Raw genomic sequence first — 23,583 nt, forward strand, 5'->3', positions numbered from 1 at the left:
GGGGTGAGGAGGTGGGGAGGTGGGGAGGTGGGGAGTCAGGGAGAAGGAGACCGATGGCTTCAGAGGAGTTAGAAGGAAGTGTGTGGTTGCAAGCTCAGACGATCAATCGGTGACTTTAGGTGACTTTAGCCTTCTTCTAAGCATGGCTGACGAATCTCCAAGCATGGCTGACGATGCTCTGAGCATGGCTGACGAATCTCTGAACATCAACGATGAACCTCCGAGCATGGCTGACGATGCTCTGAGTATCAACCGCGAACCTCTGAACATCACCGCTGAACCTCCGAACATGGCTGACGATTCTCCGAACATCAACGACGAACCTCCGAGCATCAACCGCGAACCTCCGAACATGGCTGACGAACCTCCGAGCATGGCTGACGAACCTCCGAACATCACCGCTGAACCTCCGAGCATGGCTGACGAACCTCCGAACATGACCGCTGAACCTCCGAGCATGAATCACGAACCTCTCACATCAGAGGTTGTTTGAAAAGTGTCTGGCGGTTAAAACCGCGACTACGTCAACAAAGTCCGCCTGCGCGGACGACCGCAGAGTAAGGGTTTTATCACCTGCAACGGCAGGTTTTGCCTCTGTAGCCGCGACTTCAGTCGCCAAGGCTACAAGCATCTGGACTTTTAAAACGTCCTCTCAGAGCGCCAAAATTAAAACTTTAAGCTCCATTCCCTACTCCCCACTCCCTACTCCCCACTCCCTACTCCCTACTCCCCACTCCCCACTCCCCACTCCCCACTCCCCACTCCCCCTCCCACCTCATGTCCCTCCAACTCTCCCCTCGCTCCCAACGCCTTCGATCGCGCAAAGCAGAATTTTCTCATCAGCTCATCGTGTTTCGCTTGCAGCAAGAGTGGTTTGCACTACCCATTCAAGCGGTTCAGAAAGTAATTCCATTAGGCACTGTGTATGGTGCGGGGGCAGGTGCAGCGATCGGCATGACGCTTTATCACGATCGCGAAATCCCCGTACTCAATCTTCAGCAGCGCATCTTTGGTACCGCCAGTCAGCCACTGCTACCTGATTCTGTGCCGCCCGATCGTGCAGCGCTACAGCCTGAATCACGCCTGCCACAGCCACAGCGCTTTCTCTTGCTTGTAGAAACGTCAACTGGGGAAGCGATCGGCTTTCCGCTCGACGCTCAACCCATGCTGCGCCGTGTGCCAGCGTCTGCTTTTGTACCGCTTTCTGATGCCTATTTGGCAGAAGGGCTGCGCTGCGTCAAATGCTTAATCGTTCCAGCGCCAGACCAACCGCCCTTTTTTCTGCTGCATCTCGACCAATTGCTGCCAGCTCAACCCGCGTTGCCTGAATCAGGGCATAGAGCGCTTCCTGGTTGAGTAGTCTGCGGGATTAGAAATGGAAAAAGTTCTGAGTCGCACTTCGTACCGCTTCGCCGCTCCCCTGCTGACCGCTGACCGCTGACCGCTGACCGCTCTCTTGCTCTCTTGCTCTCTTGCTCTCCTGCTGACCGCTGACCGCTGACCGCTGACCGCTCTTCTGCTAACCGCTCTTCTGCTAACCGCTAACCGCTGACCGCTGACCGCTGACCGCTGACCGCTAACCGCTGACCGCTCTTCTGCTAACCGCACAGACAACTTAAGCACCTATGAATACTCAAGAACTGTTAGCAAACTATGCGATCGGTGAACGCAATTTTAGCGGCATCGATCTAAGCTGGGCAAACCTCAAACAGGTAGACTTGCCAGCCGCCGATTTTTGGGAAGCCGATTTGAGCGATGCAGATCTCAGTCAGGCAAACCTGGCAGGCACACGCTTTAACGCTGCCAGTTTGACTCGCACCAACCTCACCGCCACAATCCTCACCGCCGCAGACCTGCGATCGACCGACTTGAGCGATGCAACTCTAGACGGTGCTAATCTACAAGGCGCTCTGTACGATCGGACGACCCGCTTTCCTGTCAACTTTGATCCGGCGATCGCCAGCGCCTACCTTATCGCGCCTCAAAGCCTTCTACAAAAAGCAATCCTGGCACAAACCGATCTCAGCGGTGCCGATCTGAGCGAGGCAGACTTGCGCCATGCCAACTTGCAGTACGCCACCCTTTTTGGTGTCAGCCTCAGCCATGCCAACCTGAGCACAGCCGCCTTGCAGAACGCCGCCCTGCACGAAGCCGACCTGCTGAAAGCCAATCTCGGCGGCGCTAACCTGACTCATGCCAAGCTGACCTATGCCAGCTTGCAATATGCCAATTTGAGCAGCACCGTTTTAGCCCATGCAGACCTCACAGGCGCAAACTTGTGGAAAGCCAACCTGTTTGGTGCAGACCTCCGCACTGCTACACTGACCGCTGCCAACCTGCAAGGAGCCGTTTACGACAGCCGCACGCAGTTCCCCGCCGACTACAATCCCGAACAGTACGGTGCTTACCTCATCGCGCCTCATGTTTCGCTAAAACACGCCGATTTGCGTGGCGTAACGCTTTCTGGCGCAGACCTCACCGGAGCTGACTTAACAGAGGCGAATCTCACGTCAGCCGACCTTTGGGGCGCAAACCTGATGCAGGCAAACCTCACTGGCGCAAACCTTACCAGCACAAATTTGTGGGGCGCAAACTTGACCGAAACAACTCTGAGTGGCGCAACCTTGACTGACACAAACCTGCAAGCCGCTGATTTGACCGATGCTGTTCTCGACGAAATCGGGTTGATCGACACCTGACTGTACAACTTTTCTAGAAGCGCAACGATTGTTCCAAAGTTAGGTACAGCAGTGCTAAATCATTTGTGAGCAAGACTAAATCATTGAGCAGTCAGCGGTTAGCGGTCAGCGGTCAGCGATTAGCTTTTTTCTGGCGGCTGCTTGCTGATCGTTCATACCAGCGTCATGCTCATTGTTCAAATAGGATCGCTATATCAGCCTTTCAATATCGGTATTAAGCAGAAGCACTCAGCACATCAGAGAGCCAGTCTGAACTACCAGAACCAACGATCGCAGCGTTGGCTACCGAAGAAATTCCTCAGATGTTGCAGGCGCATTGGTGCGTCGCTCTTTCGGCAGCTCCAATTGAATGGGATTTTGTCGCTCAGACGGTATCAAGAAGCGGTTTCCCCAACCACCATTCATCGCTTCCGGGCGCATTGACAGAGGTGCGGTACTGGCAGTTGGCAGAGCGATCGACAGTGCTTGACTCACCTGCACGTATTGTTGACCATCGGCAGTGCCATGAATCAGCCTTCGAGACAACTGAATGCGCCGTTTCGCTAACTGATTTTCGAGCTGTTGTAGTTGATCGCTACCATTTATAGGAGTCAGCATTGCCAGAAAAACAACGGTATCCGCTGGCTTGAGAGCAAGCCCTAGCTGTACCTGATCAAGCTGCCAGTTTTCCTGGAAACGTCCATCTGGCGCAGTCTCCCACAGGTTCAGATGGGTCTGCCACTTGCCATCTTTTACCTCTGTAGGTTGATACGCAAGCACCGCGTAGGTTGGGTTGGGGTTGAAGTTCTTAGAGGCTGGCTGTGCTGGATACAAATACCGAATGGCGGCAACTGTAACCTGGCTTCGCTCAGGCAGATTGGTGTTCCCTGCGATCGCATAGACTCCAGGCAACTGATTTTCTACTGTAAAGTTTAGCTTGATGTCCTGCAAAGGCTGCGATTGGAGCAACCGCGAACATCCCGTACTGAATGAAAGTACTAAAGCAAAACTAAACAACCGTTTGCACCAAGCGGCAGTTGAGTAAACGCGATCGCTGTTCCACATGAGTCTCGGCGTTGCATCTGTCCTTTCCTGTATTCAGGCAAGGTAGAGCTGATCCGGCGTAATGTCGTGAAAGAACGAAAACTTATCAAAATGAGCACATATGCCCACGTTCTTGGCTGACAGAGCGGTGCCGTTGGCGTGGGAAGACCGCCCGGTCTGCCTGCCAAAAGTCGGTGTAACAAAGCGCACACTGACGGCAGACCGCTGGCAAAGACGACCAAAGGGCTTGAGCACCCTCCTGGCTCCGGTCACCAAGCTGCACGCCCACAATCTCACGTGTACGACGGTTCAGCGTCAACCAGCGCCACTGTTTGTTGCCTTTGTTGCCGACAAACGACCAGGTTTCGGCGCATTCCAGGGTCAAGCGCCCCTTGTTTTGGCGCTCACCATGACTGGGCGGGGCACCTGCTCGTAGTTGGCATTGACGTATTGCTGGAGCCACAGTTTAGTGAAACGGTATCAGTCTTACTGCAACAGGGGGGAACTGAGCCTTCGCTTCCCCCAGACTATAGCCCTATCGGGCATTCAAGAAAGAGGGCTAGGGGGCGGACTTTAACCGCTTTTGCAGAGTTGTAATCTAGTTCGCTTCTTCCAGCTTGATGCGAGGATCGACGGTTTTGAGGAGTAGATCTGCCAGCAGGTTACCCGCAATGAGCATCACGGCACCCATCATCAGGCTTGCCATTACCAGATAGAGATCCTGCGCCTGCACTGCCTGAAGGATCAGACGACCCAAACCGGGCCAGTTGAAGAAGAATTCGGCAATGAAGGCACCGCTGAGCAAGCTGGCAAATTCAAAGCCCAGCAGCGTAATCAACGGGTTGATCGCATTTCGCAGGGCGTGAACGTAGATTACTTTGTTTTCGGGCAGACCTTTGGCGCGGGCGGTCTGGATATAGTCCTGCCGCAGCACATCCAGCAGTTCGCCACGAGTAATGCGCTGGAGTCCCGCAAAACTGGTAATGCTCAGCGCGATCGTCGGCAGAATCATGTGCCACGCAACATCAATGATCTTGCCGAGCGGTGTGAACTCATCGTGATCGATGCTGGTCATATCGCCGACTGGAAAAATCGGCGACGTATTCTGCGCCAAAATCAGCAGCAACAGCGCCGTGATGAAACTAGGAAAGCCCTGCCCAGCGTAGCTAATGACTTGCAGCAGCCGATCGCTCCAGCGATTCTGATTCACCGCACCCACAATGCCGAGCGGAATGGCGATCGCCCACGTCACCACTAACGACGAAATGGCTAACAGGAGTGTGGCTGGCACTCTTTCCCACAGCAGGGATGCGACCGATCGCTGATAAACAAAGCTCGTGCCAAAGTTGCCCTTACTCACAATTTGCCAGAGCCACAGAAAGTACTGCTCAAACCAGGATTTATTCAGCCCAAACTGTTGCCGCAACTGCTCGATCCGTTCTGGCGAAATCTTAGGATTCTGTTTCAGTGTGTCGAGATAATCACCAGGCGCAAGCTGGATCACAATAAAGCTCAAGGCAGACGCAAGGAGCAGAGTCAACAGCGCTTGCAGCACTCGCTTAACGATGTAGATAAACGTGTCGCTGGTAAAGAACGTCGCCAGCGTGTCAACACCTGAATTGAGCCTGCCCCGATCGGATGTAGTCATGGTTTAAGCTGATGTAGCAATGCTATTTGATCTGCGGAAGTTAGTTTGTGTTAGCTTTCAGCGCTCAGCTTTCAGCTTTCAGCTTCGAGTACTCTAGCTAAGCCTCTCAGAAGCACGATACAGTTCTAAAGAAGGCTGACCGCTGACTGCTGACCACAGTAACTGAGAATCATCCTAGTACTGAACGAGCGTGACGATCGGTGCTTCCGGTAAGCGCTTGCGTCCGTGCAGGTTTTTTAGCTCAATGACGAAGGCAAAGCCCACTACCTGACAGCCCGATTGTTGCACTAGTTTAGCAGTCGCCTCAGCCGTACCACCCGTCGCAATCAAATCATCCACAATCAAGATCCGGCAATCAGGTGGATGCAGCGCATCCTGATGCACCTCCAGTCGATCCATGCCGTACTCCAGCTCATACTCAATGGAGTGGACGGCAGCAGGCAGCTTACCAGGTTTACGGACGGGAATAAAGCCCGCTCCTAACTTATATGCCAGCGGTGCCCCGAAGATGAAGCCGCGCGACTCCATACCGATGATGAAGTCGGGTGCAAATGCCTCACACTTTTCCGCCAAGGCATCCACTGTAAAACGCAAACCGTCAGCATCGCGCAAAAGGGTAGTGATGTCTTTGAAGAGAATCCCTGGTTTGGGGAAGTCTGGAATTTCGCGAATGAGAGCCTGAATATCCATGTGCTGTAATAAAGTGGTGATGTTTAGGCGATGCTGTGCCGACTAATGCGGGTTATTTCCATTTTGATGCGTAGATTGCACTGGAGAACCAATTGGTCGGAGGGTAACGAGAGTAACGTATCAGTTTGACTGAGACTGAGTGTAAGCGATCGCGTCCATCTACAGCACTGGATGATCGCAAAGCGGATGATCGCAAAGCAGGCAATTAAGGGTGACTCCTGGTAGCGCGATCGCAGCGCTGTACTTGCAGTAATGTAATTGATGGCTGGTTTTGCTGATTGTGACGTGTGTTACGTCTAGCAGCGGCTAAGATAGCTAGTTTGTTCAGTAGCCTTGTTTCATAGCTTGGTCAGTGAAACGTTGCAGCAATTCTGGATACCGTTGTGAAGTACTTTTTTCTGTCGGATGGCTGGACAATTGGCAGAGTCTGGGAACTCGGCGGGTTATGGAACGAAAGCGCCTGGAGACGCAAGCCACAGATTAGCCAGATTGAGCTTTGTGTCTGGGAGCAGGGTGAAAAATTGTGGCTGTATCGTGTTGAAGATGCCGTGCTAATGGTTGAGGTGAAACCTACGGAGTCTACTCAAGTGAGTGCTGCAACGCAAGCGATCGGTCAGGTTGTCCTCAAACGGCTGATCACGGCTGACCAGGCGATCGAACGGATGTGTGCAGCAGAGACTTACCAACCTGAGCCACGAGCAGCTAGCTAAAAGAAACCGGGTTTCTGAATGCGATCTGGATGCTCACACAGGTTATTCTTGTCGAGAAACCCGGTTTCTGAGTCAGCCTACTTTTTGACCGTTGGTTGCGCTACATCAACCGCCTGTCGCAGCAGCGTCACCCGACGGCTATCGACAACCATTGCCCAAAAGCCACGATCGGTTAACGCTTGCAAGGTTGAATTTGCCAGGTTTTGATCACTGGTATGTACAGCTAATAAATAAGGACGCTGGCGATAGGCAGCCAGCCCAATCTCTTTACCAACCAACTGCTGCACTTGAGTTGCCAGTTCTGGCTTACTAAAGTAATCGACCAAAACGGCATAACCGCTCCCTAAGACTTGAGGATTGTAGCCTCGCGCAGTCTGAGCAGGTGAGGTTGGAGCGGGCGAGGTCTGAGTGGAAGACCTTGGAGCGATCGGAGCCGCTGGAGTAGGAGCCGTTGGAGTAGGAGCCGCTGGAGTAGGAGACGCTGGAGCAGGAGACGCTTGTGTAGGTGTTGGAGACGGTTGGGCAGCCACTTCTGATGGTCGCGCGACAACCGCTGATAGCCCGATCGACTCTTGCATATACTTTGCCCAGGCATTCGCGGTGTCAGCAGTCGTAAAACCACCCACCCGCGTCACTACGTCACTGAGATAATTACAAACTGTCACCGTTGTATTTGGCGGCACGGTACGACGCACCTGCTCCTGGCTTTCAGCCGTTTTACTCACTACCAGCAATAGATACTCACCAGGGCTAGGCGGTTGACAATCAGCATAGGTTGCCTGTGCTGAGGGCGCTTCCAAGAGCGGTGGCGCGGGTGGAATTTGGGCAGTCACGCTGGCTGAAACTGTCATCATGCCAGCAAGCAATACTGGACTCAACAAACTTGGGAACTGTCGGGCAATCTGAAACATGAGCTTTATGAAGAGGGTTTGAACTGGTGATGCCCTCCGACTGCTGGCAAGCCAATTTAGCACCCTTCGCGCCAAACGAAGCCTAAGAAATCGATGCTAAGGACGCTAACGGCTGCGGAATGGTGTACGAAGGAGCCTGAAAAGCGCCTGTAATCACAAACTCCAACCGCAACTTTAACCAGGTAATGAACTGAGGATTGGTTGAAATAATAGCACTTGCAGGTTGAGGACACTGCGCCTTGACCGCTGCCAGTTCAGGCGAGTCCAAAAAGGCAGGCTGATTCACTAACCAGAAGTCAATCTCTTTTTCTTGCTCATGGTAATTCCGCGTGCGCTCTTTGAGCACTTCATCGATCGGCTCTTCTTCCGTCAGAAAGCGTTGGCTAGCAAGGACGTAATAGTAAGTTTGCATGGTCATAGGAGTAATTTTGAGTTTTGAGTTTTGAATGAGGAAAACTGGAATGAGAGGGAGAAGGGAGAGCAGAGGAAGCAACGGAGCAGGGGAAGCAACTCAGATTTTTTAGCCTTTAGCCTTCTGCCTTCTGCCTTCACTCTCCTCGAATCGCCTGTTTCATTTCGCGGACGGCGCGTTCTAAACCGACGAGTATGGCGCGGCTGATAATGGTGTGACCGATGTTGAGTTCTTCCATTCCAGGTAAACAGGCGATTGGGTACACATTCCAGTACGTGAGTCCGTGTCCCGCATTCACGCGTAGCCCAGCGGCAATCGCCCGGTCGCACCCATCTGCCAGAATTTTCAGCTCTTTTGCTCGATGTGCCTCCGTTTTGGCTTCAGCATATTGCCCTGTATGCAGTTCAATAAACTGAGCGTGCATCGCTGCTGAAGCCTCAATCTGCTTGGGGTCAGCGTCAATAAAAAGACTCACAGGTATCTCAGCCTCTTGCAACGTCGTGACGATTTGCGCCATGCGGTCTGCCTGTCCTGCTACATCTAGCCCGCCTTCAGTCGTCACTTCCTCGCGCTTTTCGGGTACGAGGGTCACGTAATCAGGTTTGATGTCGAGGGCGATCGCCACCATTTCATCGGTCGCTGCCATCTCCAAATTCAGATGCGTTCGCACCGTCTCTCGCAACAAGCGCACATCCCGATCTTGAATATGACGGCGATCTTCGCGCAAATGCACCGTAATGCCATCAGCACCCGCCAGTTCTGCTAAAACAGCCGCTGCGACAGGATCAGGCTCTACCGTGCGCCGTGCCTGCCGTACCGTTGCAGTGTGATCGATGTTAACGCCAAGTGTCGGCAAGCTGATTGCTCCCAAAGCTTTTGCACAGGCTTCATTTTACCGCCAGGGCTGGCGTATTGGGCAAGGAGTGGAGAATTTGGCGCGATCGCGCAGCTTGTCGGGCGATCGCACAAAGTTTCGCCATCCTCATTAAGCTTAACTAACAGCCCTGAGAGGATTCTAAGGAACACAAGCGGATGGATCGATTAAATTTACAAGTCTTCCGGCAGTTTTGGGCGATCGCCAAAACCTACTGGTTTAGTGAGGAAAAATGGCAGGCAAGAGGGCTATTACTGGGTGTAGTGCTCTTCCTGCTGGCATACACTGGGCTGAGTGTCGTGCTCAACACCAAGCGCGGTGTCTTGATCTCAGCCCTTTCTGCGAAAGACGAAGCGCGCTTTTGGGAAACAGTGGTGATTTTCATTGGTGTACTCGTGCTGTACGCGCCCTTGCTGGCGGGCTACCGCTATCTGCGCGATCGCCTCAGCTTGCAATGGCGACGCTGGCTTACCAATCGCTTTCTAGACAACTATTTTGGCGATCGGGCTTACTACAACCTCAGTACCTCAAACGGCGAAATTGACAATCCTGATCAGCGCATCGCAGAAGACATTCGTAGCTTCACTCAGGAATCGCTGTCCTTTTTACTGGTGTTGGTGGAGTCAGTGCTGGCAGTGATTGCTTTTAGCGGTGTGCTTTGGGGCATTTCTCGTCCCCTCGTGTTTTTTCTGGTGCTGTACGCGATCGTCGGTACGCTCGTCACCACCGTCGTCTTTGGCAAACCGCTGGTGCGACTCAACTTTGAACAACTCAAAAAAGAAGCCGACTTGCGGTTTAGCCTGGTGCGAATTCGGGAAAACGCTGAGGCGATCGCGTTCTATCACGGTGAAGAACAAGAAGCAACGCAGATCAAGCATCGCTTTCTCGAAGTCTTTGATAATGTCAAACGGCTGCTGCTGTGGGAACTGAATCTCAATGTACTCACGAATGCCTATGAGTTTATTCCGTTCATTCTGCCTGCCCTGGTCGTCGCTCCCGCAATTTTTGCAGGAGAGTTGGAGGTTGGCAAAGTGAGTGAGGCACAGGGCGCGTTCATCCGCGTCTTTTTCTCTTTAAATGTTGTGGTTGCTCGCTTCCAGGCACTGACGACGTTTGGGGCTGGCATCAACCGTTTGTATACCTTTGCTGAGTTTCTTGAACAGTCAGCACCCGCAGAGGAGACTGATGCAACTCAAAAGCCAATCATTCAAACGGTAACCGCCGATCGCCTCGCCTTAGAGCACCTCACCTTGCAAACCCCAGCCTATCAGCGCACGTTAGTCACAGATTTATCGATCGAAGTGCCGACTGGACAGGGGCTTTTGGTCATGGGTGCCAGCGGTTGCGGGAAAAGTTCTTTGCTACGGGCGATCGCAGGGCTTTGGGCTTCTGGCAGCGGCACGATCGTTCGCCCTGAGGCTGACCAAATCCTCTTCTTACCGCAACGTCCCTACATGGTGCTGGGCACACTGCGCGATCAAATTCTCTATCCCAACACTCAAATTGATGTTGAAGATGAACACCTGAAGCAAATCTTGGCACAAGTGAACTTAGCCGATCTGGATGAACGTTTTGGCGGCTTTGATGCTCAACGCGACTGGGCAGATGTGCTGTCGTTGGGTGAACAGCAGCGGTTGACCTTTGCCCGACTATTGCTACAAAAGCCAACGTACGCCATTCTCGACGAAGCGACTAGCGCTCTGGATACTGCCAACGAAGCGCGGTTATATCAGCATTTGGAGGCGATCGGCACCACTTTTCTCAGTGTGGGTCATCGCTCAACCCTCACCGCTTATCATCAATCGCTCTTAGAGCTTTCACCTGATCAGACGTGGCACCTCCAAGCGACCACAATACCTTAATCGGGACGGGTGTATTAGAGCAGCTAATCAGCTCGGTTGGTAACTTAACGGCAAACTGCCCTTATAGGCATCTACCACGATCACAATTCAATTTGGTCTTCCACGCAGGTGAAGAGAAACCGGGTTTTAAATGTTACCCGGATGTTTCAGCCGCCGCTTGTGAAGAAACCCGGTTTCTGGATCACTCTCATTTGGTTTACTTTCCTGAGCACCGATCGAAGTGGACGAATATCTCCACTAAGGAGTATCTTTATGGTTGAAAGTAACCTGAAGTTAGAGAAATAGCACTACATGGGAGTCACGTATCAGCGGGTTGTGCTGAAGTTGAGCGGTGAAGCCCTCATGGGTGAGCTTTCCTACGGAATCGATCCGAACATTGTACAAGACATTGCTCAAGAGGTCTCACAGGTTAATGCCAGCGGCGTACAAGTCGCGATCGTCGTCGGCGGGGGCAACATTTTTCGTGGAGTCAAAGGCGCTGCTGCTGGCATGGATCGTGCTACGGCTGACTACATCGGCATGATTGCCACTGTCATGAATGCTATGACGCTGCAAGACGCGTTGGAGCAGATTGGCGTACCCACTCGTGTCCAAACGGCGATTTCCATGCAGGAGGTTGCTGAACCCTACATCCGACGACGCGCCATTCGTCACCTTGAAAAAGGACGAGTGGTGATTTTTGGTGCGGGTTCGGGCAATCCGTTCTTCACAACCGACACAACCGCAGCGCTCCGAGCAGCAGAAATTAGTGCCGATGTGCTATTCAAAGCAACCAAAGTGGATGGCGTGTATGATTCTGACCCGCGCCTTAACCCTGATGCACGTCGTTACAAGACCCTTACCTATGGACATATTCTTACCCACGATCTACGGGTGATGGACAGTACTGCGATATCCTTATGTAAGGACAACAATATACCCATCATCGTGTTCGACCTTTCCGTCAAAGGAAACGTGTGTCGAGCCGTGGCGGGAGAACAAATTGGTACGCTTGTCGGAGGTTCTTGTGAAGTTAGCTGACATTGAAGAGCACATGCAGAAAGCGGTAGAAGCGACTCAACGGTCGTTTAATACCATTCGCACAGGGCGAGCAAATGCGTCGATTCTCGATCGCGTACAGGTGGAGTACTACGGTGCGCCAACGCCATTAAAAACACTCGCCAACATCAACACCCCTGATTCATCCACCATTACAGTGCAACCGTTCGATCGCGGTAGCCTGAGCTTGATTGAACGAGCGATTTCGCTGTCTGATGTGGGACTCACGCCCAATAATGATGGCTCCATCATTCGCTTAAACATTCCACCGTTGACCAGCGATCGGCGCAAAGAGTTCGTCAAAATAGCGGCAAAGTATGCCGAAGAAGGCAAAGTCTCTGTTCGCAACATTCGACGCGACGCAGTTGACTCCATTCGCAAGCAAGAGAAAAACAGTGATCTTGCTGAGGATGAAGCACGTGACCTGCAAGATAAGGTGCAAAAGCTCACCGACAAATACGTCACCAAAATCGAGGAAGTGCTTGCTGATAAAGAAAAAGACATCATGACTGTTTAGTTAGCTATCAGCGGTCAGCTATCAGCGGTCAGCTATCAGCGGTCAGCAACAAAGTTGGGGCTGTTGCTGTTAGCAAGGTTGTAGAAGAGGTGCTGTGCATGATGTTACTGAAATCGAACTGATGCACTTGAAGCTTGAAACCTATAGTTCCCCTTGCTGCCTTTTTGCGAGGGTTGTAGACTCTTTTCTACGTAAGTACTGTGAACGTCAGGGATGAGCGATCGGCTTTGCCATTGCTTTACCAACACAGGCTTAACCACTGACGGCTAACCACCATTCCTGAACCCAAATCTACGTTAAACGCTGAAAGCTGAGAGCTGACCGCTAAACGCTACCTCCTGCGCGGGACGCACAATATAGGCAACGTGCATTGGATAGCCGTCCAAATAAATGGCATCAATGCGCTTAAGGGCGACTTCACGGTTTCTGTAAGAACGCAAGGCGCGTTCTTGTCCGTTTGGATACCGAATACAAAGTTCCCAAAACATAAGTTTAGCCTCACCAAATTGGTTGCAGCGGACATGAGCATTCAGCCGTTGATGGTTCACTTGTGCACGTCTGATCACTCGCGTTCAGTTGATTCTTTTGCAAGGTTATGAGAATCGGCTGAAAACTAAGCGCTAAGCGCTAACCGCTAAAAGCTGGTAAGTGGATGCGGAATGCTTCATGAAAGATTTATGCTTCCATCCTAAGATTCTTATCGGAGCTTTGCACTCCGTATAACTGTTGAATCGCATAATTGAGGCGAATACGTAGAACGGGACATTCATCTCAAGTTGTGTCACGCTGAAACAGCTAAAACGCTGGCGTGAGTACCTGAAGTCTTGATGAGGAAAATGGCATGATGTTTGACTGCATAATTGTGGGAGCTGGTCCTGCTGGCGCTAGTGCCGCCTACCATCTGGCAAAGCGTGGACGATCGGTCTTACTACTAGAAAAGCAGGCATTGCCTCGCTATAAGCCCTGTAGTGGTGGTGTGTCTCCCGCGATCGCGCAGTGGTTTGACTTTGACTTTGCACCTGTAATCGATCGCAAGCTGGAGAACATCTGCTACACCTGGAAGCTCGGTGATCCCGTCGATGCCAAGCTGAAAACGGCTGAACCCATGTGGATGGTTCGGCGTGACGTGTTTGATCACTTTCTCGTGCAGCAAGCGCAGTCACAGGGCGCTGAATTGCGAGATGAGACGGAAGCGACTGGCATTGAGTTTAAGCGTGACCATTGGCAGGTCAATACTGCGAAGGGTGTTGTGACTGGACGCTATCTTATTGCTGCTGATGGTGCTAAAGGACCCACATCGAAATGGCTTGGCTTTAAAGAACCCAAACGGCGTTCTGGGGCTGTGCTGGAAGTGCCAGCGCAAGTTGACTCAGAGAAGGCTTACTTTGAATTTGGTATGGTCAAAAACGGCTACATCTGGCGCTTTCCCAAAACTGACGGCTATTCACTCGGTATTGCCACCTTCCGGGGGAACGATCCCACCGACCTGAACAGCCAACTGACCGAGTACGCTCAAAAGTCCGGTCTGGATGTGGACGCGGGGCAACTCACCGCTCACTCGCTCTGCTTGTGGGACGGGAATCAAACGCTGCATACGCAAAATGCACTGCTGGCAGGGGAGGCTGCGTGTGTCGTCGATCCCTTCACGGCTGAAGGCATTCGTCCGGCAATTTTTACTGGAGTTAAAGCGGCAGGGGCGATCGACGAAGCACTAAGCGGCAACGCCAAAGCACTGCAAAGCTATACCGACCTCATCAACAACGAGTGGGGAGCCGACATGGTTTGGGCACAACGGTTAGCAGGTGTGTTTTACCGCATCCCCAATATTGGCTACAAAGTGGGGATTAAACGACCTTCTGCCACCGAGCGGATTGGGCAGATTTTGTGCGGTGAGTTACGCTACGCTGACGTTGCGAACAAGGCGCTCAAACGACTCAGCAGCAGCTTTATTCCTGGGATGGGTTAGAGGGAGTGGTTAGCTATTAGCGGTCAGCGGTCAGCGGTCAGCGGTCAGCGGTCAGCGGTCAGCGGTCAGGGTGAGCATGTAGTCATTCTTAGCTGAATGCAGTAGGGCTGAGTTAGAAAGGGGCTAGGTCTTAGGGTATGGGTGTAGGAACGATACACGAGAACGAGATTGGCTGATAGCTGATAGCTGATAGCTGATAGCTGATAGCTGATGACTCACATTGCTTAACAACCCTTTACGCCTCTACAGGCACTTCTACTACGATCGCCTGTGGCACCGCTTGATAACGTGGTTCGTTGGGAAAGATGGTGCGCGATCGCTGTGTGCCAATCAGCGAAACCTGGGTTGTGAGCAAAAAGCTCGTGAAGCTGGCAATCAAAATGACTGGCACCATTGCCGTATCAGACAAAACGCTCAGAATCACCGTACTGCTGATGGGCGTTTTGGTAATTGCGACATTCACGGCTGCCATCATACACACCATTGCGATCGTGGGATGAATGCCAGGGACACTAAGTGCGATCGCGTAGCCAAACGTTGTACCGAGGTAAAACAACGGAAAGATGAAGCCACCCCGAAAGCCAGAATGTAGAGTGACGCTAATCGCCAGCATTTTAGTAAAGCCAATGATCAGCAGCATGGTCAGCCCTAAGTTTGCGCCTGTTTCGACGATCGTTTGAATTTCTTTCTCGCCAAAAAAGAGGGTTTGGGGAACTGCTAGAGCTAATAAGCCGATCGCCAAGCCGCCTAGCGTCGTCTGTTAGCGGCGGCGAACTAGACAGGGAGTGGTTGGATAGTGCAAGGGCGATCGCTCCATAAACTTGGCAACAAACTGAGAACCCGGTTTGTTAAAGAGTTCGTCTGGTGTGGCAATCTGATCCACGCGACCGTGCGTCATCACCACCACTTGATCGGATAGAGAAAAGGCTTCTTCAACTCGATCTCAACCGATCAACTTTTGGCGGTCGGGTGCATGGGCGTTGTTGTGCCGCTTACGCTGTGACCATTTCAGGCTTCATATCAGGTGATGCTGGCTCGAAATGCAGCACCATGATTTGCTCTGGACGCAACCCAACAGATTCATAAGTGCGTCCGTCACGATCGCTAAATTCAACCTCAAACGCTGCACCGTTAGCCAACAGTTCAACCACTGTCCCAACTTGTCCACGCCACAGGTTGTATTCAGGAAGGTCAACAGTTAAGGCGACAACATCTAGCAATTTGACTGTATTCTTTGCCACTCTTATCACCTCCAGGCACTACAGAGGATAGCAGGTTGTTAATCTCGGAACCTCCGAATCATGCTCAATAATCCAGCTACTCCGAAGGGTTGCACTTCTATTTTGCCATTCAATCGTGCAATCTAGCGTGTAACGTTGCCCGAACGCATCCCGCCTCCCTAACTGAGCTTCGTGAGTTTGAATGAGTTCAAGCAAAATGTGGCGCAATGCCTCAGCATTGTCAGCCGTCATCCCAAGAATTGATGAAAAAAGCCGAGCTTTGTGCTTTCCGTCGTCGTGTTCTAGATTTAGGCAATAGTCACGCAGTTTGCGAATATCAACGACTGCATTTTCTGCATTCGGAATTAACATTGGCTGCACTCTTACAAAGTCAGTAGCTGGTACAAAGCATAAACAATTACGCCAAGGAACAGCAGATTGAACCCTAACGAATGACTGAATGGCGTTGGCTTAAGCACCAGCAAAGTGGGCGAGTTAGCCTACCCCACATCAAAACCCTGTTTGGGCATACTGTCTTCGTTCACCTGCTCTGAGTGAATGAGCAAGGTAAGATTGCCTCACATTGATGTGCGTTGGAGCCTCAGCAATCTTCTCCAGACTGTTCACAAGCGCCAATACTGACCCAACTGCTGGAACCATCTGCCCAGTGCTCTTTTTTCCAGATCGGTGCGTTGTGTTTGAGAGTGTCGATCGCATACTGACACGCCTCAAATGCTTCTGCCCGATGCGGACAACCAACTGCGACCAGCACACTAATCTCACCCAGCTCTAATCGTCCTGTACGGTGATGGATCACAACGCGATTGGCATCCAGCCAACGGGTATGAATGTCGTTTGCAATTTGGCGAAAGATTTGCAGCGCCATTGGCTCATACGCCTGATATTCCAGCGCGACTACGGGTTTGCCGTCGGTTTGATGGCGTACTGTACCACTCATCACGACGATCGCGCCATTGGCACGATCGTCTGCCAGCGCATACGCCTCTGATAGCAGCAGCGGTGCAAAGGTAATGGCTAAGCTGTCGCCGCTGTGCTTGGAGTCAGAAAGAATGTGAGACGGTTTAGTTTGCATAAAGCGGTGTCGATAGCTGCTTAAAACTGTTGCCTCAGCGACATATCAGCGTCAAAGGAACGAGACTTTAATAGTCCTAAGTGTAGCTGTAAATGAGCCAGAGCGCTGTCTGTGAAGGGTAGGATGTTCCCTTAACAAACGTTTGTTAAAACTTGAAGAGGTTAAGGTAAGAACGATCGCATTGGGTGCCTCGCAATTTTCGCTCCCTTTTTTTGAGTATGTGGCGCTTTGATTTAAAGCGCCTTTGGGTGCAAGCACTGACGACCATCGTTGAGTACAAACTGAAATTGATCAGGTAACAGCAATGCTAGACCCATCACTGTGCATACAAAAACCGCTCATAAACTCGTGGACAGCGTTCTCCTGGCAGGTTTTTGACTGGCTCACAACGCCAGCACTGGTGCTCCCACCCTTGATATGCCTCACGTTGTTGCCTTTGTTGTTTCGTCGCTTGCGGTGGCGACGGCGCATTAGTGGACTAGGCGCAACGCTATTGTGCGCTTACTTGCTGACGCTTTCGCCACCGATGCTTAAAATCGGCAATCGCATCCTGGTCGCTTTTCTGCCATCCGATGCGGGTACAACGGCAGACGCGATCGTTGTCTTGGGGCGAGGCGGTGAGCTTAGACCAGAGCGAGTAGACGTTTCCGCTCAGCTTTGGGACGCGCGACGCGCACCGCTGATCTTTGCCAGTGGTTCGGGTGATGCCCAGGAGATTGCGGACATGCTTGCACAAAAGGGCATTCCTGCTGGCGCGATCGATGGCGAACCCTGCTCGCGCACAACCGAAGAAAACGCTCGCTTTACTGCCGCCCTGTTACAGCCAAAGAATGTACACCGCATTTTGCTAGTGACTGACCCGCCGCATATGCTGCGATCGCTCCTGACCTTTCGCAGCCTTGGGTTTGACGTGACACCTCACACCAACCCACTGCCCAATCGTTTAGATACCAGGAAAAAAGCCTATCTGGTTTTCCGAGAATATTTAGGCATCGTTGGCTATGGTCTGCGGGGACGCTTTTTACCCCGTGAACCGTCAGAAGCCGATCTGAACCCAACCGCGATCGTCCCTCTAGATACATTGTCTGATCGATCGGCTGCTCCTGCAATGTGATGCCGATACTTGCTCTCAGCAGTCAAATGCTCGATTCTAATGCGTGCCCCCGGTTACGGAGCCGTTGGGTGATGTTCACTCAGGTAATTTCCAAGCGCCTGACTCAGCCGCTTTCCCTACCAGTACGCCTCACACTGCTGGCGCTGCTCGTTTTGGCTGTGGTTTGGCTGGTGTGGATGCTGCGTCAACCCTCCCAGCGACAGCGCCTCCAGCAATGGTGCCGACAGTGCCGCTGGAATCGACGGCGTACCCAAGTCGTGATTACGCTGACCTTAGCCTGCCTCTTGATTACATCTCCACCAGGGCTTGCTCTGGCAACACAGACGCTGACAAGCCAGATCCCGGCTGATTCGGGTGCTCAGGCAGACGCGATCGTGGTTCTGGGTCGAGGCTGGCGCTTTATGAGCGATCGCCTTGACGCAACATTTGCACTCTGGCAGGCAAAACGCGCCCCACGCATTTTTGTGAGTGGACGTGGTGATGCGAAGTGGCTTGTGTACCAATTGCTAAAAAAGGGTATTCCTAGCGATGCAATCAGCGGCGAAAATTGTTCCCTGACGACTGAAGAAAACGCCCAGTTCACAGCCGATTTATTGCTGCCTCAGAGCGTCAAGCACATCATTTTAGTCACAGACTCGCCCCATATGCTGCGATCGCGCCTCACCTTCCAAAGTTTAGGGTTTGAGGTCATTGCTCACCCGAATGCGGTGCCCTCTGACTTGGGCTACCGAGAGCGCCTGAACATTATTGCCAGAGAATATGGTGGTCTTCTGAGCTATGTCCTTAAAGGTCGATTTGGCGAACGTGAAGCGGCGGCTAAATGACAATGAGGAACCTGGAAGCGATGCGAAGAACGCGACACCATCAAATACCGCATGGGCAAAGATGCCAACGATAGAGACGATTGAGTTAAAGCTCAAGTCTGTGGCTTATCATTAACTTGGAGATTGATCGCCGCCCTCAACCTGCATCATGAACCTACCAGCTTCCCGTTCTAAGCTCTACGATCGCCTGGGTATATCCCATACGCAATTGGTTGCCTTTTGTCAGCGGTGGCACGTTGCCGAATTGGCGCTCTTTGGTTCTATCCTCCGCGATGACTTTTGCCCCAATAGCGACGTAGACGTGTTAGTTACTTATCAACCGACATCAAAACGAGGATTGTTTGAAAAAATGGTGATGCAAGAGGAACTGCAAACACTCCTGCATCGTCAGGTTGATTTGGTTAGCAGAAGAGCGATCGAGCAAAGCCGAAACTGGATTCGACGCAACAACATTCTGAATTCAGCAGAACTTATCTATGTTGCGTGATCAAGAAGCTCTGGTTGACATCATAGAAGCAATCAAACTGATCTTCCAGTATGTTGAAGGAGTCAACCCAGACGCTTTAGCAGCAAATATTGAAAAGCAAGATGCTATTGTGCGTCGTATCACGATTATTGGTGAAGCAACCAAAAGACTGTCGTTAGATTTCAGAGAACAACATCCAGCCATTCCCTGGAAGCAGATTGCAGGAATACGTGATGTTCTTACCCATGACTATGATGAAGTTGACCTCGATGAAGTTTGAACCGTCATCAACGAAAATTTACCTCAATTGCTTGGCTATGTCGAACCATTAGTAGCCGCTAAAGACAATTCACCAATGAACCAGGTTGCCTCAGAAACGAGGCTGTCTTAAAGTTTACTGCTGCCCATGAGATATAGCAGTGCCATGCGTACCGCTACACCACTAGTAACCTGCTGCGAAATGAGACTGAACTGGGGATCATCCATCAAGTCTGAGCTAATTTCGACCCCGCGATTGACGGGACCGGGATGCAGTACTTTGACATCGGGTTTGCAGAGCTTGAGACGATCGCGCGTGATGCCAAACTGCTGATGGTACTCCCGCAAACTCGGCAGCAAATGGTTGGTCATCCGCTCTTTCTGTAGCCGCAACGTCATCACAAAATCAGCATCGCGGAGAGCGGGTTCGAGTGACCAGTGGAGGAACAGCTTTCGCTGCAAGGATGAAGGATAACGGATAACGGATGAATCGAGTTGCTCACTTTTAGCCTTTAGCCTTAATCCCTTAGACTTATCTTCCGTCACATAGTCTGCAAATAGCTGTGGCACCAACGTTGGCGGTCCCGCCAGATGCACTTCGGCACCGCTGGCAGTGAGGCTCCAAAGGTTAGAGCGTGCCACGCGGGAATGGAGAATATCGCCGACGATCGCAATCTTCTTGTCTTTCAGCAGCGCGAGATGAGGATGATCCGGGTCGAGGAGCGTAGTGATTGTGAAGAGATCCAGCAGCGCTTGCGATGGGTGTTCGTGCTGACCGTCACCCGCATTGAGCACACCCACTTTCACGCCAAGGCGATCCATCTCATTGGCGATCGCCTGTGGCACCCCGGCTTCGCGGTGACGAATCACCATGAGATCGGTACCCATTGCCAGGTAGGTTTTAGCCGTGTCGAGAATCGTTTCGCCTTTGGTCAACGACGAAGTACCAGGCGCAAAGTTAAGGGTATCGGCAGAAAGACGCTTGGCGGCTAACTCAAAGCTGCTGCGTGTACGGGTAGACGATTCAAAAAACAAGTTGGCAACCACCTGTCCTTGCAGCGTCGGCACTTTTTTGGTGCGTCGTGATAGCACCTCCCGAAAGCTATTGGCAGTTTGCAGTACGGTGTCGTATTCGTCAGGGGTAAAGTCTGCTAACGACAGAATGTGATGGCGATTCCAGGTAACGCTCATGGGGTGAGAAGTGGGGAGTAACGGCGGTGCCGCTAAGGGGAGGATGTTGAAGCCCTGCATCCGCAATTGTGGTACACGCATGGCGCTTGAGTGCAAAGGCACCCACACTAAGTTACATCCTTTAGACTTCTCACTGGCTGGCTGCCATCAGGTTAAAGTTCGTGGCACGGGTATTCTTAAAAGCACCGATCGTCAGATTTTTCCTCAAGAGCCTGTATGCTTCTCAGGTGTAGAATGTTTGCAATCAATGCCACAAGGATTGAATGGCTTGGTCAACCGCTTGTTACGCTGCTTTTTGCCTGTGCCTTCAGCCTTTGCCGATCGCCTTCCACAACACCTCACGATGGATCAACGCCCGATCGAGCAAAAACTGCATCTGATCTGTAGAGAGGGCTTCACCATTGGCGTAGAGTTCCAGCCAGGTTTGACTGATCACATTGGGGTCGTCGGGAATGTCTGCCAGTGACCATCCGGGTATGTCCAGTTCTTGCATCAGATAACTGACTTTAGGATCGTAGCTGAGCGCAAAGCAGCGACAACCTTCAGCGGCTGCCATGATCAACCCATGAAAGCGCATGGCGATCGCCATTTCCACACCACGAAACACGCCTTTCAGTTGCTGCGGATCGTCTAAGTGCAGAATGTGACTGACACCCGGAAGTTGCGGTTGAATGGCTTCGGCGATCGCCAGATCCTGCACTGCTTGAAACGGCACCAGCAGGAGACAGGTTTGGGTTGCTTTCTGAAAAGTGATGAGCGCTTGAGTCAACGTCGCCAAGCGGTCTGGAGTGAGTTGCGGGTGCGATCGTAAGTTGACCGCTACACGGGGCGCGGGCAAATCCCACAAACCGTCTACGGGCGTTGATTCTAAAGCCCAAACGGGATCAGGAGCCAGGGTAAACGGAATGCCCCAGTCGGTGAGAATAGCAGCCGAGCCACGATCGCGCACACTAACGGCATCACAGCCTGCAAACGTTTGTTTTGCCATCCATTTTGTGGACGATCGTTGCAGTGGACCCACTCCCTGTGCCCAGGCGATCGTCTTCAGCCCCATTGTCTGCGCCAGTGCCATCAAGCCCGCGTAGTAAATAGGACTCACTGCACTTGTCACATCTTGAATTAAACTACCACCACCCCAAATAAACACCTGAGACTGGCGCAGAGCTTGCAGGACGGCTAGAGGGTTTTTCCGATCGATCGCGTCTACGTGGTAGCGATCGCGCGTCTGCTCTGGGTTTCCTGACAGGACGAGTGGTGTCACTGACTCTGGCAACATTTGCAGCAGCGATGCTAACAGCGCCTCATCGCCTCCATTGCCCTGACCATAATAGCCACACAAAATTGCCTGGATGCCCATGTTGACGTTCAGCGTTGAGATTAACGTTTAGCTCGATCGACCATCACTTCAATGCGCTACTCAATCATCTTTGACTTTGGCGATCGGCTGGAGCCATCACCGATAGACACGTTAGACAGTGCATCACAGCCAATGGCTCTAGATCATATTGAACGGCAGTAGCTTGTAAGCAGATCTCTACTCACTACTGCCGTTTGACGACTCACTTCAAGAGGCTCAATTGATCGTCGGACTGACCTTACTCACCGTCTTGAGCTTGCCATCGGGTTCCACCTCCCACACATCATAAACACCAGAGACATCGCCGCTCGTGTCAATGTCGACATTGCCGCTGGCTCCCTGGTAGTTAATCGTCTCGCCCTGGCTCAGAAGCTTCAAGCCTTCGCAGACATCACTAACCTCTTTACCAGGACCGTTCGCCACCTCTAGAATTTTGCTTTTGATTGCGTCGCCCGTGTTTGCTTTAGCCGACTGGGCAGCAAGCACCAGTAAGGCAGCAGCATCCCACGCTTGAGGGGCATAGGCAGCAGGTGACTGCTTAAACTTCTCTTGCCACGCTTTTGTAAGCGCATCCAATGCCTTGCCGTCTGCACCGGGAATCGTACCAAGGGCACCCTGTAAAATGAATTTACCGTCGCTGGTCTTACCAACCTGAGACGCAAATTGATCTGATTTGGAGCCATCGGTGAGCAAGATCTGGACACCTTTGCTCAACCCTTGCTGATAGGCAGTTTTCAGCAACAAAGCGCCCGTTTCTGCATACGCGACAGCCGCAACACCCTGAGGCTTGCCGCTAAAGGCTGCTTGTGCCTCGGTTTCAAACGTAGTGGCTTTAGGATCATAGCGGGCGGGCTTTGCTTCGTTAGTGATGGTGCCGCCGAGTTTCTTAAATGCCTGCACAAATTCCTTCTCAAAGCCTCTGCCGTAATCGTTGTTGATGACGACGGTAGCAGCGCGTCGAATCCCTTTTTCATACGCTAACTTTGCCAATGCCCGCGCCTGGTAGGTATCGGGTGGGGCTGTGCGTGCCCAATAGCCCTGAAATTCTCCCTTTTTGCCACGTTCCGTAAACACAGGGCTGGTGCTGCCTGGAGACACCAGCATCACTTTATTGCGAATGGCGATCGGAATTGCTGCCGCCGAAACACTACTGCCAAATGAGCCGACAACGCCTGCGACTTTATCGACCTCGGCTAACTTAGTCATACCGTCAGCACCTGCCGTTGGATCGGTTTGATCATCGGTATTGGGTAACAGCGCGACTGGAGCACCATTAACGCCGCCACACTGGTTGACCGTTTCGACCAGTAGTGGGACTGCTGCCAGCATTGGTTGCCCAACAGACGCTAAGTCACCAGTGGCAGGAAGGAGTGTGCCGATCTTGAGACTTTTGGCATCACTGGCGGCTGGTGTACTGGAAGGGGAGGCGCTAGATGTGGCAGAAGGGGGGGCTGCGGCTTCCTGGCAGGATGCAGCAAGAAAGCCGATCGCCAGCGTCGCGATCGCTAGACTCACGGCTTTAGCAGGCTTGAGATGATTCACTGAAGCGAGTGGGTTCATCGGTAATGTTCAACTCCTCAACATTTCCTAATAGTTTAGGCTATGCGCGATCGGCGTTATACCATTTCACTAAACTGTGGCTACACAGGCAAGCCTCGGCTGACCGCTGACCGCTGACCGCTGACCGCTGACCGCTGACCGCTGACCGCT

General features: G+C 52.1%; 28 protein-coding genes and 2 pseudogenes. 13 read left to right on the top strand and 17 right to left on the bottom strand.

Features of this window, described 5'->3' with window-relative positions:
* The first annotated feature begins 19 nt into the window (after positions 1 to 19).
* Together AC5JO6_RS10555 and AC5JO6_RS10560 are read left to right on the top strand one after the other, a co-directional pair.
* Positions 20 to 493 (top strand): hypothetical protein, encoded by a 474-nt coding sequence (locus AC5JO6_RS10555; protein WP_496081019.1) that lies wholly within the window; start codon positions 20 to 22, stop codon positions 491 to 493.
* Positions 494 to 777: 284 nt separating this feature from the next.
* The gene (locus AC5JO6_RS10560) at positions 778 to 1,356 is read left to right on the top strand and encodes a chemotaxis protein CheW (RefSeq protein ID WP_496081020.1); all 579 of its coding nucleotides are present in this window, start codon (positions 778 to 780) and stop codon (positions 1,354 to 1,356) included.
* Here the strand turns inward: AC5JO6_RS10560 and AC5JO6_RS10565 are convergent.
* Positions 1,330 to 1,623 (bottom strand): hypothetical protein, encoded by a 294-nt coding sequence (locus tag AC5JO6_RS10565; protein WP_496081021.1) that lies wholly within the window; start codon positions 1,621 to 1,623, stop codon positions 1,330 to 1,332. The two genes, AC5JO6_RS10560 and AC5JO6_RS10565, sit on opposite strands and share 27 nt — an antisense overlap.
* A gap of 2 nt (positions 1,624 to 1,625) precedes the next feature.
* Between AC5JO6_RS10565 and AC5JO6_RS10570 the strand changes: the two genes are divergently transcribed.
* Positions 1,626 to 2,699: a pentapeptide repeat-containing protein gene (locus AC5JO6_RS10570; protein ID WP_496081022.1), complete on the top strand. Its 1,074-nt coding sequence runs from the start codon at positions 1,626 to 1,628 to the stop codon at positions 2,697 to 2,699.
* 282 nt (positions 2,700 to 2,981) lie between these two features.
* Here the strand turns inward: AC5JO6_RS10570 and AC5JO6_RS10575 are convergent, their stop codons facing one another.
* The 4 genes and pseudogenes from AC5JO6_RS10575 to AC5JO6_RS10590 all read right to left on the bottom strand — a co-directional run bounded on the left by AC5JO6_RS10575 (position 2,982) and on the right by AC5JO6_RS10590 (position 6,060).
* A complete protein-coding gene (locus AC5JO6_RS10575) occupies positions 2,982 to 3,743 on the bottom strand; it encodes a hypothetical protein (RefSeq protein WP_496081023.1) in 762 nt (253 codons plus the stop codon).
* A gap of 103 nt (positions 3,744 to 3,846) precedes the next feature.
* A pseudogene (locus AC5JO6_RS10580) lies at positions 3,847 to 4,184 on the bottom strand (IS1 family transposase); the annotation flags it as partial.
* 136 nt (positions 4,185 to 4,320) lie between these two features.
* Positions 4,321 to 5,370, bottom strand: coding sequence for an ABC transporter permease (locus tag AC5JO6_RS10585; protein ID WP_496081024.1), 1,050 nt, complete (start codon positions 5,368 to 5,370; stop codon positions 4,321 to 4,323).
* Between the two features lie 174 nt (positions 5,371 to 5,544).
* Positions 5,545 to 6,060 carry an adenine phosphoribosyltransferase gene (locus AC5JO6_RS10590; RefSeq protein WP_496081025.1) on the bottom strand — a complete coding sequence of 172 codons (516 nt, stop codon included), beginning with the start codon at positions 6,058 to 6,060 and terminating at the stop codon, positions 5,545 to 5,547.
* Positions 6,061 to 6,443: 383 nt separating this feature from the next.
* On the opposite strand from AC5JO6_RS10590, the gene AC5JO6_RS10595 reads away from it, so the two are divergent.
* On the top strand, positions 6,444 to 6,770 hold the full coding sequence (locus AC5JO6_RS10595) for a hypothetical protein (protein ID WP_496081026.1): 327 nt from the start codon (positions 6,444 to 6,446) through the stop codon (positions 6,768 to 6,770).
* A 77-nt stretch (positions 6,771 to 6,847) separates the two neighbouring features.
* Here the strand turns inward: AC5JO6_RS10595 and AC5JO6_RS10600 are convergent, their stop codons facing one another.
* From AC5JO6_RS10600 to AC5JO6_RS10610, 3 genes are all read right to left on the bottom strand, one after another.
* On the bottom strand, positions 6,848 to 7,681 hold the full coding sequence (locus AC5JO6_RS10600) for a hypothetical protein (protein WP_496081027.1): 834 nt from the start codon (positions 7,679 to 7,681) through the stop codon (positions 6,848 to 6,850).
* Between the two features lie 82 nt (positions 7,682 to 7,763).
* Positions 7,764 to 8,093 (bottom strand): MgPME-cyclase complex family protein, encoded by a 330-nt coding sequence (locus tag AC5JO6_RS10605; RefSeq protein WP_496081047.1) that lies wholly within the window; start codon positions 8,091 to 8,093, stop codon positions 7,764 to 7,766.
* A gap of 136 nt (positions 8,094 to 8,229) precedes the next feature.
* Positions 8,230 to 8,949: a pyridoxine 5'-phosphate synthase gene (locus AC5JO6_RS10610; RefSeq protein ID WP_496081028.1), complete on the bottom strand. Its 720-nt coding sequence runs from the start codon at positions 8,947 to 8,949 to the stop codon at positions 8,230 to 8,232.
* Here AC5JO6_RS10610 and AC5JO6_RS10615 point away from each other — a divergent pair.
* From AC5JO6_RS10615 to frr, 4 genes are all read left to right on the top strand, one after another.
* The gene (locus AC5JO6_RS10615; protein ID WP_496081029.1) at positions 8,927 to 9,082 is read left to right on the top strand and encodes a hypothetical protein; all 156 of its coding nucleotides are present in this window, start codon (positions 8,927 to 8,929) and stop codon (positions 9,080 to 9,082) included. The two genes, AC5JO6_RS10610 and AC5JO6_RS10615, sit on opposite strands and share 23 nt — an antisense overlap.
* Positions 9,083 to 9,125: 43 nt before the next feature.
* A complete protein-coding gene (locus tag AC5JO6_RS10620; RefSeq protein WP_496081030.1) occupies positions 9,126 to 10,829 on the top strand; it encodes an ABC transporter ATP-binding protein/permease in 1,704 nt (567 codons plus the stop codon).
* A 291-nt stretch (positions 10,830 to 11,120) separates the two neighbouring features.
* Positions 11,121 to 11,849: a UMP kinase gene (gene pyrH, locus AC5JO6_RS10625; RefSeq protein WP_496081031.1), complete on the top strand. Its 729-nt coding sequence runs from the start codon at positions 11,121 to 11,123 to the stop codon at positions 11,847 to 11,849.
* On the top strand, positions 11,836 to 12,384 hold the full coding sequence (gene frr / locus AC5JO6_RS10630; RefSeq protein ID WP_496081032.1) for a ribosome recycling factor: 549 nt from the start codon (positions 11,836 to 11,838) through the stop codon (positions 12,382 to 12,384). Before pyrH ends, frr begins: the two co-directional genes overlap by 14 nt.
* A 296-nt stretch (positions 12,385 to 12,680) precedes the next feature.
* Here the strand turns inward: frr and AC5JO6_RS10635 are convergent, their stop codons facing one another.
* Positions 12,681 to 12,872, bottom strand: coding sequence for a family 2 glycosyl transferase (locus AC5JO6_RS10635; RefSeq protein WP_496081033.1), 192 nt, complete (start codon positions 12,870 to 12,872; stop codon positions 12,681 to 12,683).
* 356 nt (positions 12,873 to 13,228) lie between these two features.
* On the opposite strand from AC5JO6_RS10635, the gene AC5JO6_RS10640 reads away from it, so the two are divergent.
* Entirely contained in the window at positions 13,229 to 14,350 is a 1,122-nt protein-coding gene (locus AC5JO6_RS10640; protein WP_496081048.1) for a geranylgeranyl reductase family protein, read from the top strand.
* 235 nt (positions 14,351 to 14,585) lie between these two features.
* Here AC5JO6_RS10640 and AC5JO6_RS10645 read toward each other — a convergent pair.
* From AC5JO6_RS10645 to AC5JO6_RS10665, 5 genes and pseudogenes are all read right to left on the bottom strand, one after another.
* Positions 14,586 to 15,104: pseudogene (locus AC5JO6_RS10645) on the bottom strand (chloride channel protein); the annotation flags it as partial.
* A gap of 6 nt (positions 15,105 to 15,110) precedes the next feature.
* The gene (locus tag AC5JO6_RS10650) at positions 15,111 to 15,248 is read right to left on the bottom strand and encodes a hypothetical protein (RefSeq protein WP_496081034.1); all 138 of its coding nucleotides are present in this window, start codon (positions 15,246 to 15,248) and stop codon (positions 15,111 to 15,113) included.
* 94 nt (positions 15,249 to 15,342) lie between these two features.
* Positions 15,343 to 15,591, bottom strand: a complete 249-nt coding sequence (locus tag AC5JO6_RS10655) for a DUF4926 domain-containing protein (RefSeq protein WP_496081035.1) — start codon at positions 15,589 to 15,591, stop codon at positions 15,343 to 15,345.
* Positions 15,592 to 15,609: 18 nt separating this feature from the next.
* Positions 15,610 to 15,942, bottom strand: a complete 333-nt coding sequence (locus tag AC5JO6_RS10660) for a DUF6883 domain-containing protein (RefSeq protein WP_496081036.1) — start codon at positions 15,940 to 15,942, stop codon at positions 15,610 to 15,612.
* A gap of 229 nt (positions 15,943 to 16,171) precedes the next feature.
* A complete protein-coding gene (locus AC5JO6_RS10665; RefSeq protein ID WP_496081037.1) occupies positions 16,172 to 16,663 on the bottom strand; it encodes a molybdenum cofactor biosynthesis protein MoaE in 492 nt (163 codons plus the stop codon).
* A gap of 304 nt (positions 16,664 to 16,967) precedes the next feature.
* Between AC5JO6_RS10665 and AC5JO6_RS10670 the strand changes: the two genes are divergently transcribed.
* The 4 genes from AC5JO6_RS10670 (at position 16,968) to AC5JO6_RS10685 (ending at position 19,347) form a co-directional block, all read left to right on the top strand.
* A complete protein-coding gene (locus AC5JO6_RS10670; protein ID WP_496081038.1) occupies positions 16,968 to 17,777 on the top strand; it encodes a YdcF family protein in 810 nt (269 codons plus the stop codon).
* 26 nt (positions 17,778 to 17,803) lie between these two features.
* Positions 17,804 to 18,601: a YdcF family protein gene (locus tag AC5JO6_RS10675; RefSeq protein WP_496081039.1), complete on the top strand. Its 798-nt coding sequence runs from the start codon at positions 17,804 to 17,806 to the stop codon at positions 18,599 to 18,601.
* Between the two features lie 148 nt (positions 18,602 to 18,749).
* Positions 18,750 to 19,088: a nucleotidyltransferase family protein gene (locus tag AC5JO6_RS10680; protein WP_496081040.1), complete on the top strand. Its 339-nt coding sequence runs from the start codon at positions 18,750 to 18,752 to the stop codon at positions 19,086 to 19,088.
* Positions 19,078 to 19,347: a HepT-like ribonuclease domain-containing protein gene (locus AC5JO6_RS10685; protein WP_496081041.1), complete on the top strand. Its 270-nt coding sequence runs from the start codon at positions 19,078 to 19,080 to the stop codon at positions 19,345 to 19,347. The genes AC5JO6_RS10680 and AC5JO6_RS10685 overlap by 11 nt, the downstream gene beginning before the upstream one ends.
* 107 nt (positions 19,348 to 19,454) lie before the next feature.
* Here the strand turns inward: AC5JO6_RS10685 and AC5JO6_RS10690 are convergent, their stop codons facing one another.
* The 3 genes from AC5JO6_RS10690 to AC5JO6_RS10700 all read right to left on the bottom strand — a co-directional run bounded on the left by AC5JO6_RS10690 (position 19,455) and on the right by AC5JO6_RS10700 (position 23,433).
* A complete protein-coding gene (locus tag AC5JO6_RS10690) occupies positions 19,455 to 20,516 on the bottom strand; it encodes an aspartate carbamoyltransferase catalytic subunit (protein WP_496081049.1) in 1,062 nt (353 codons plus the stop codon).
* 307 nt (positions 20,517 to 20,823) lie between these two features.
* Positions 20,824 to 21,873, bottom strand: coding sequence for a polysaccharide pyruvyl transferase CsaB (gene csaB, locus AC5JO6_RS10695; RefSeq protein ID WP_496081042.1), 1,050 nt, complete (start codon positions 21,871 to 21,873; stop codon positions 20,824 to 20,826).
* Positions 21,874 to 22,089: 216 nt separating this feature from the next.
* Positions 22,090 to 23,433, bottom strand: a complete 1,344-nt coding sequence (locus AC5JO6_RS10700) for an ABC transporter substrate-binding protein (protein ID WP_496081043.1) — start codon at positions 23,431 to 23,433, stop codon at positions 22,090 to 22,092.
* Positions 23,434 to 23,583: the final 150 nt, after the last annotated feature.

Source organism: Tildeniella sp. (assembly GCF_059505325.1).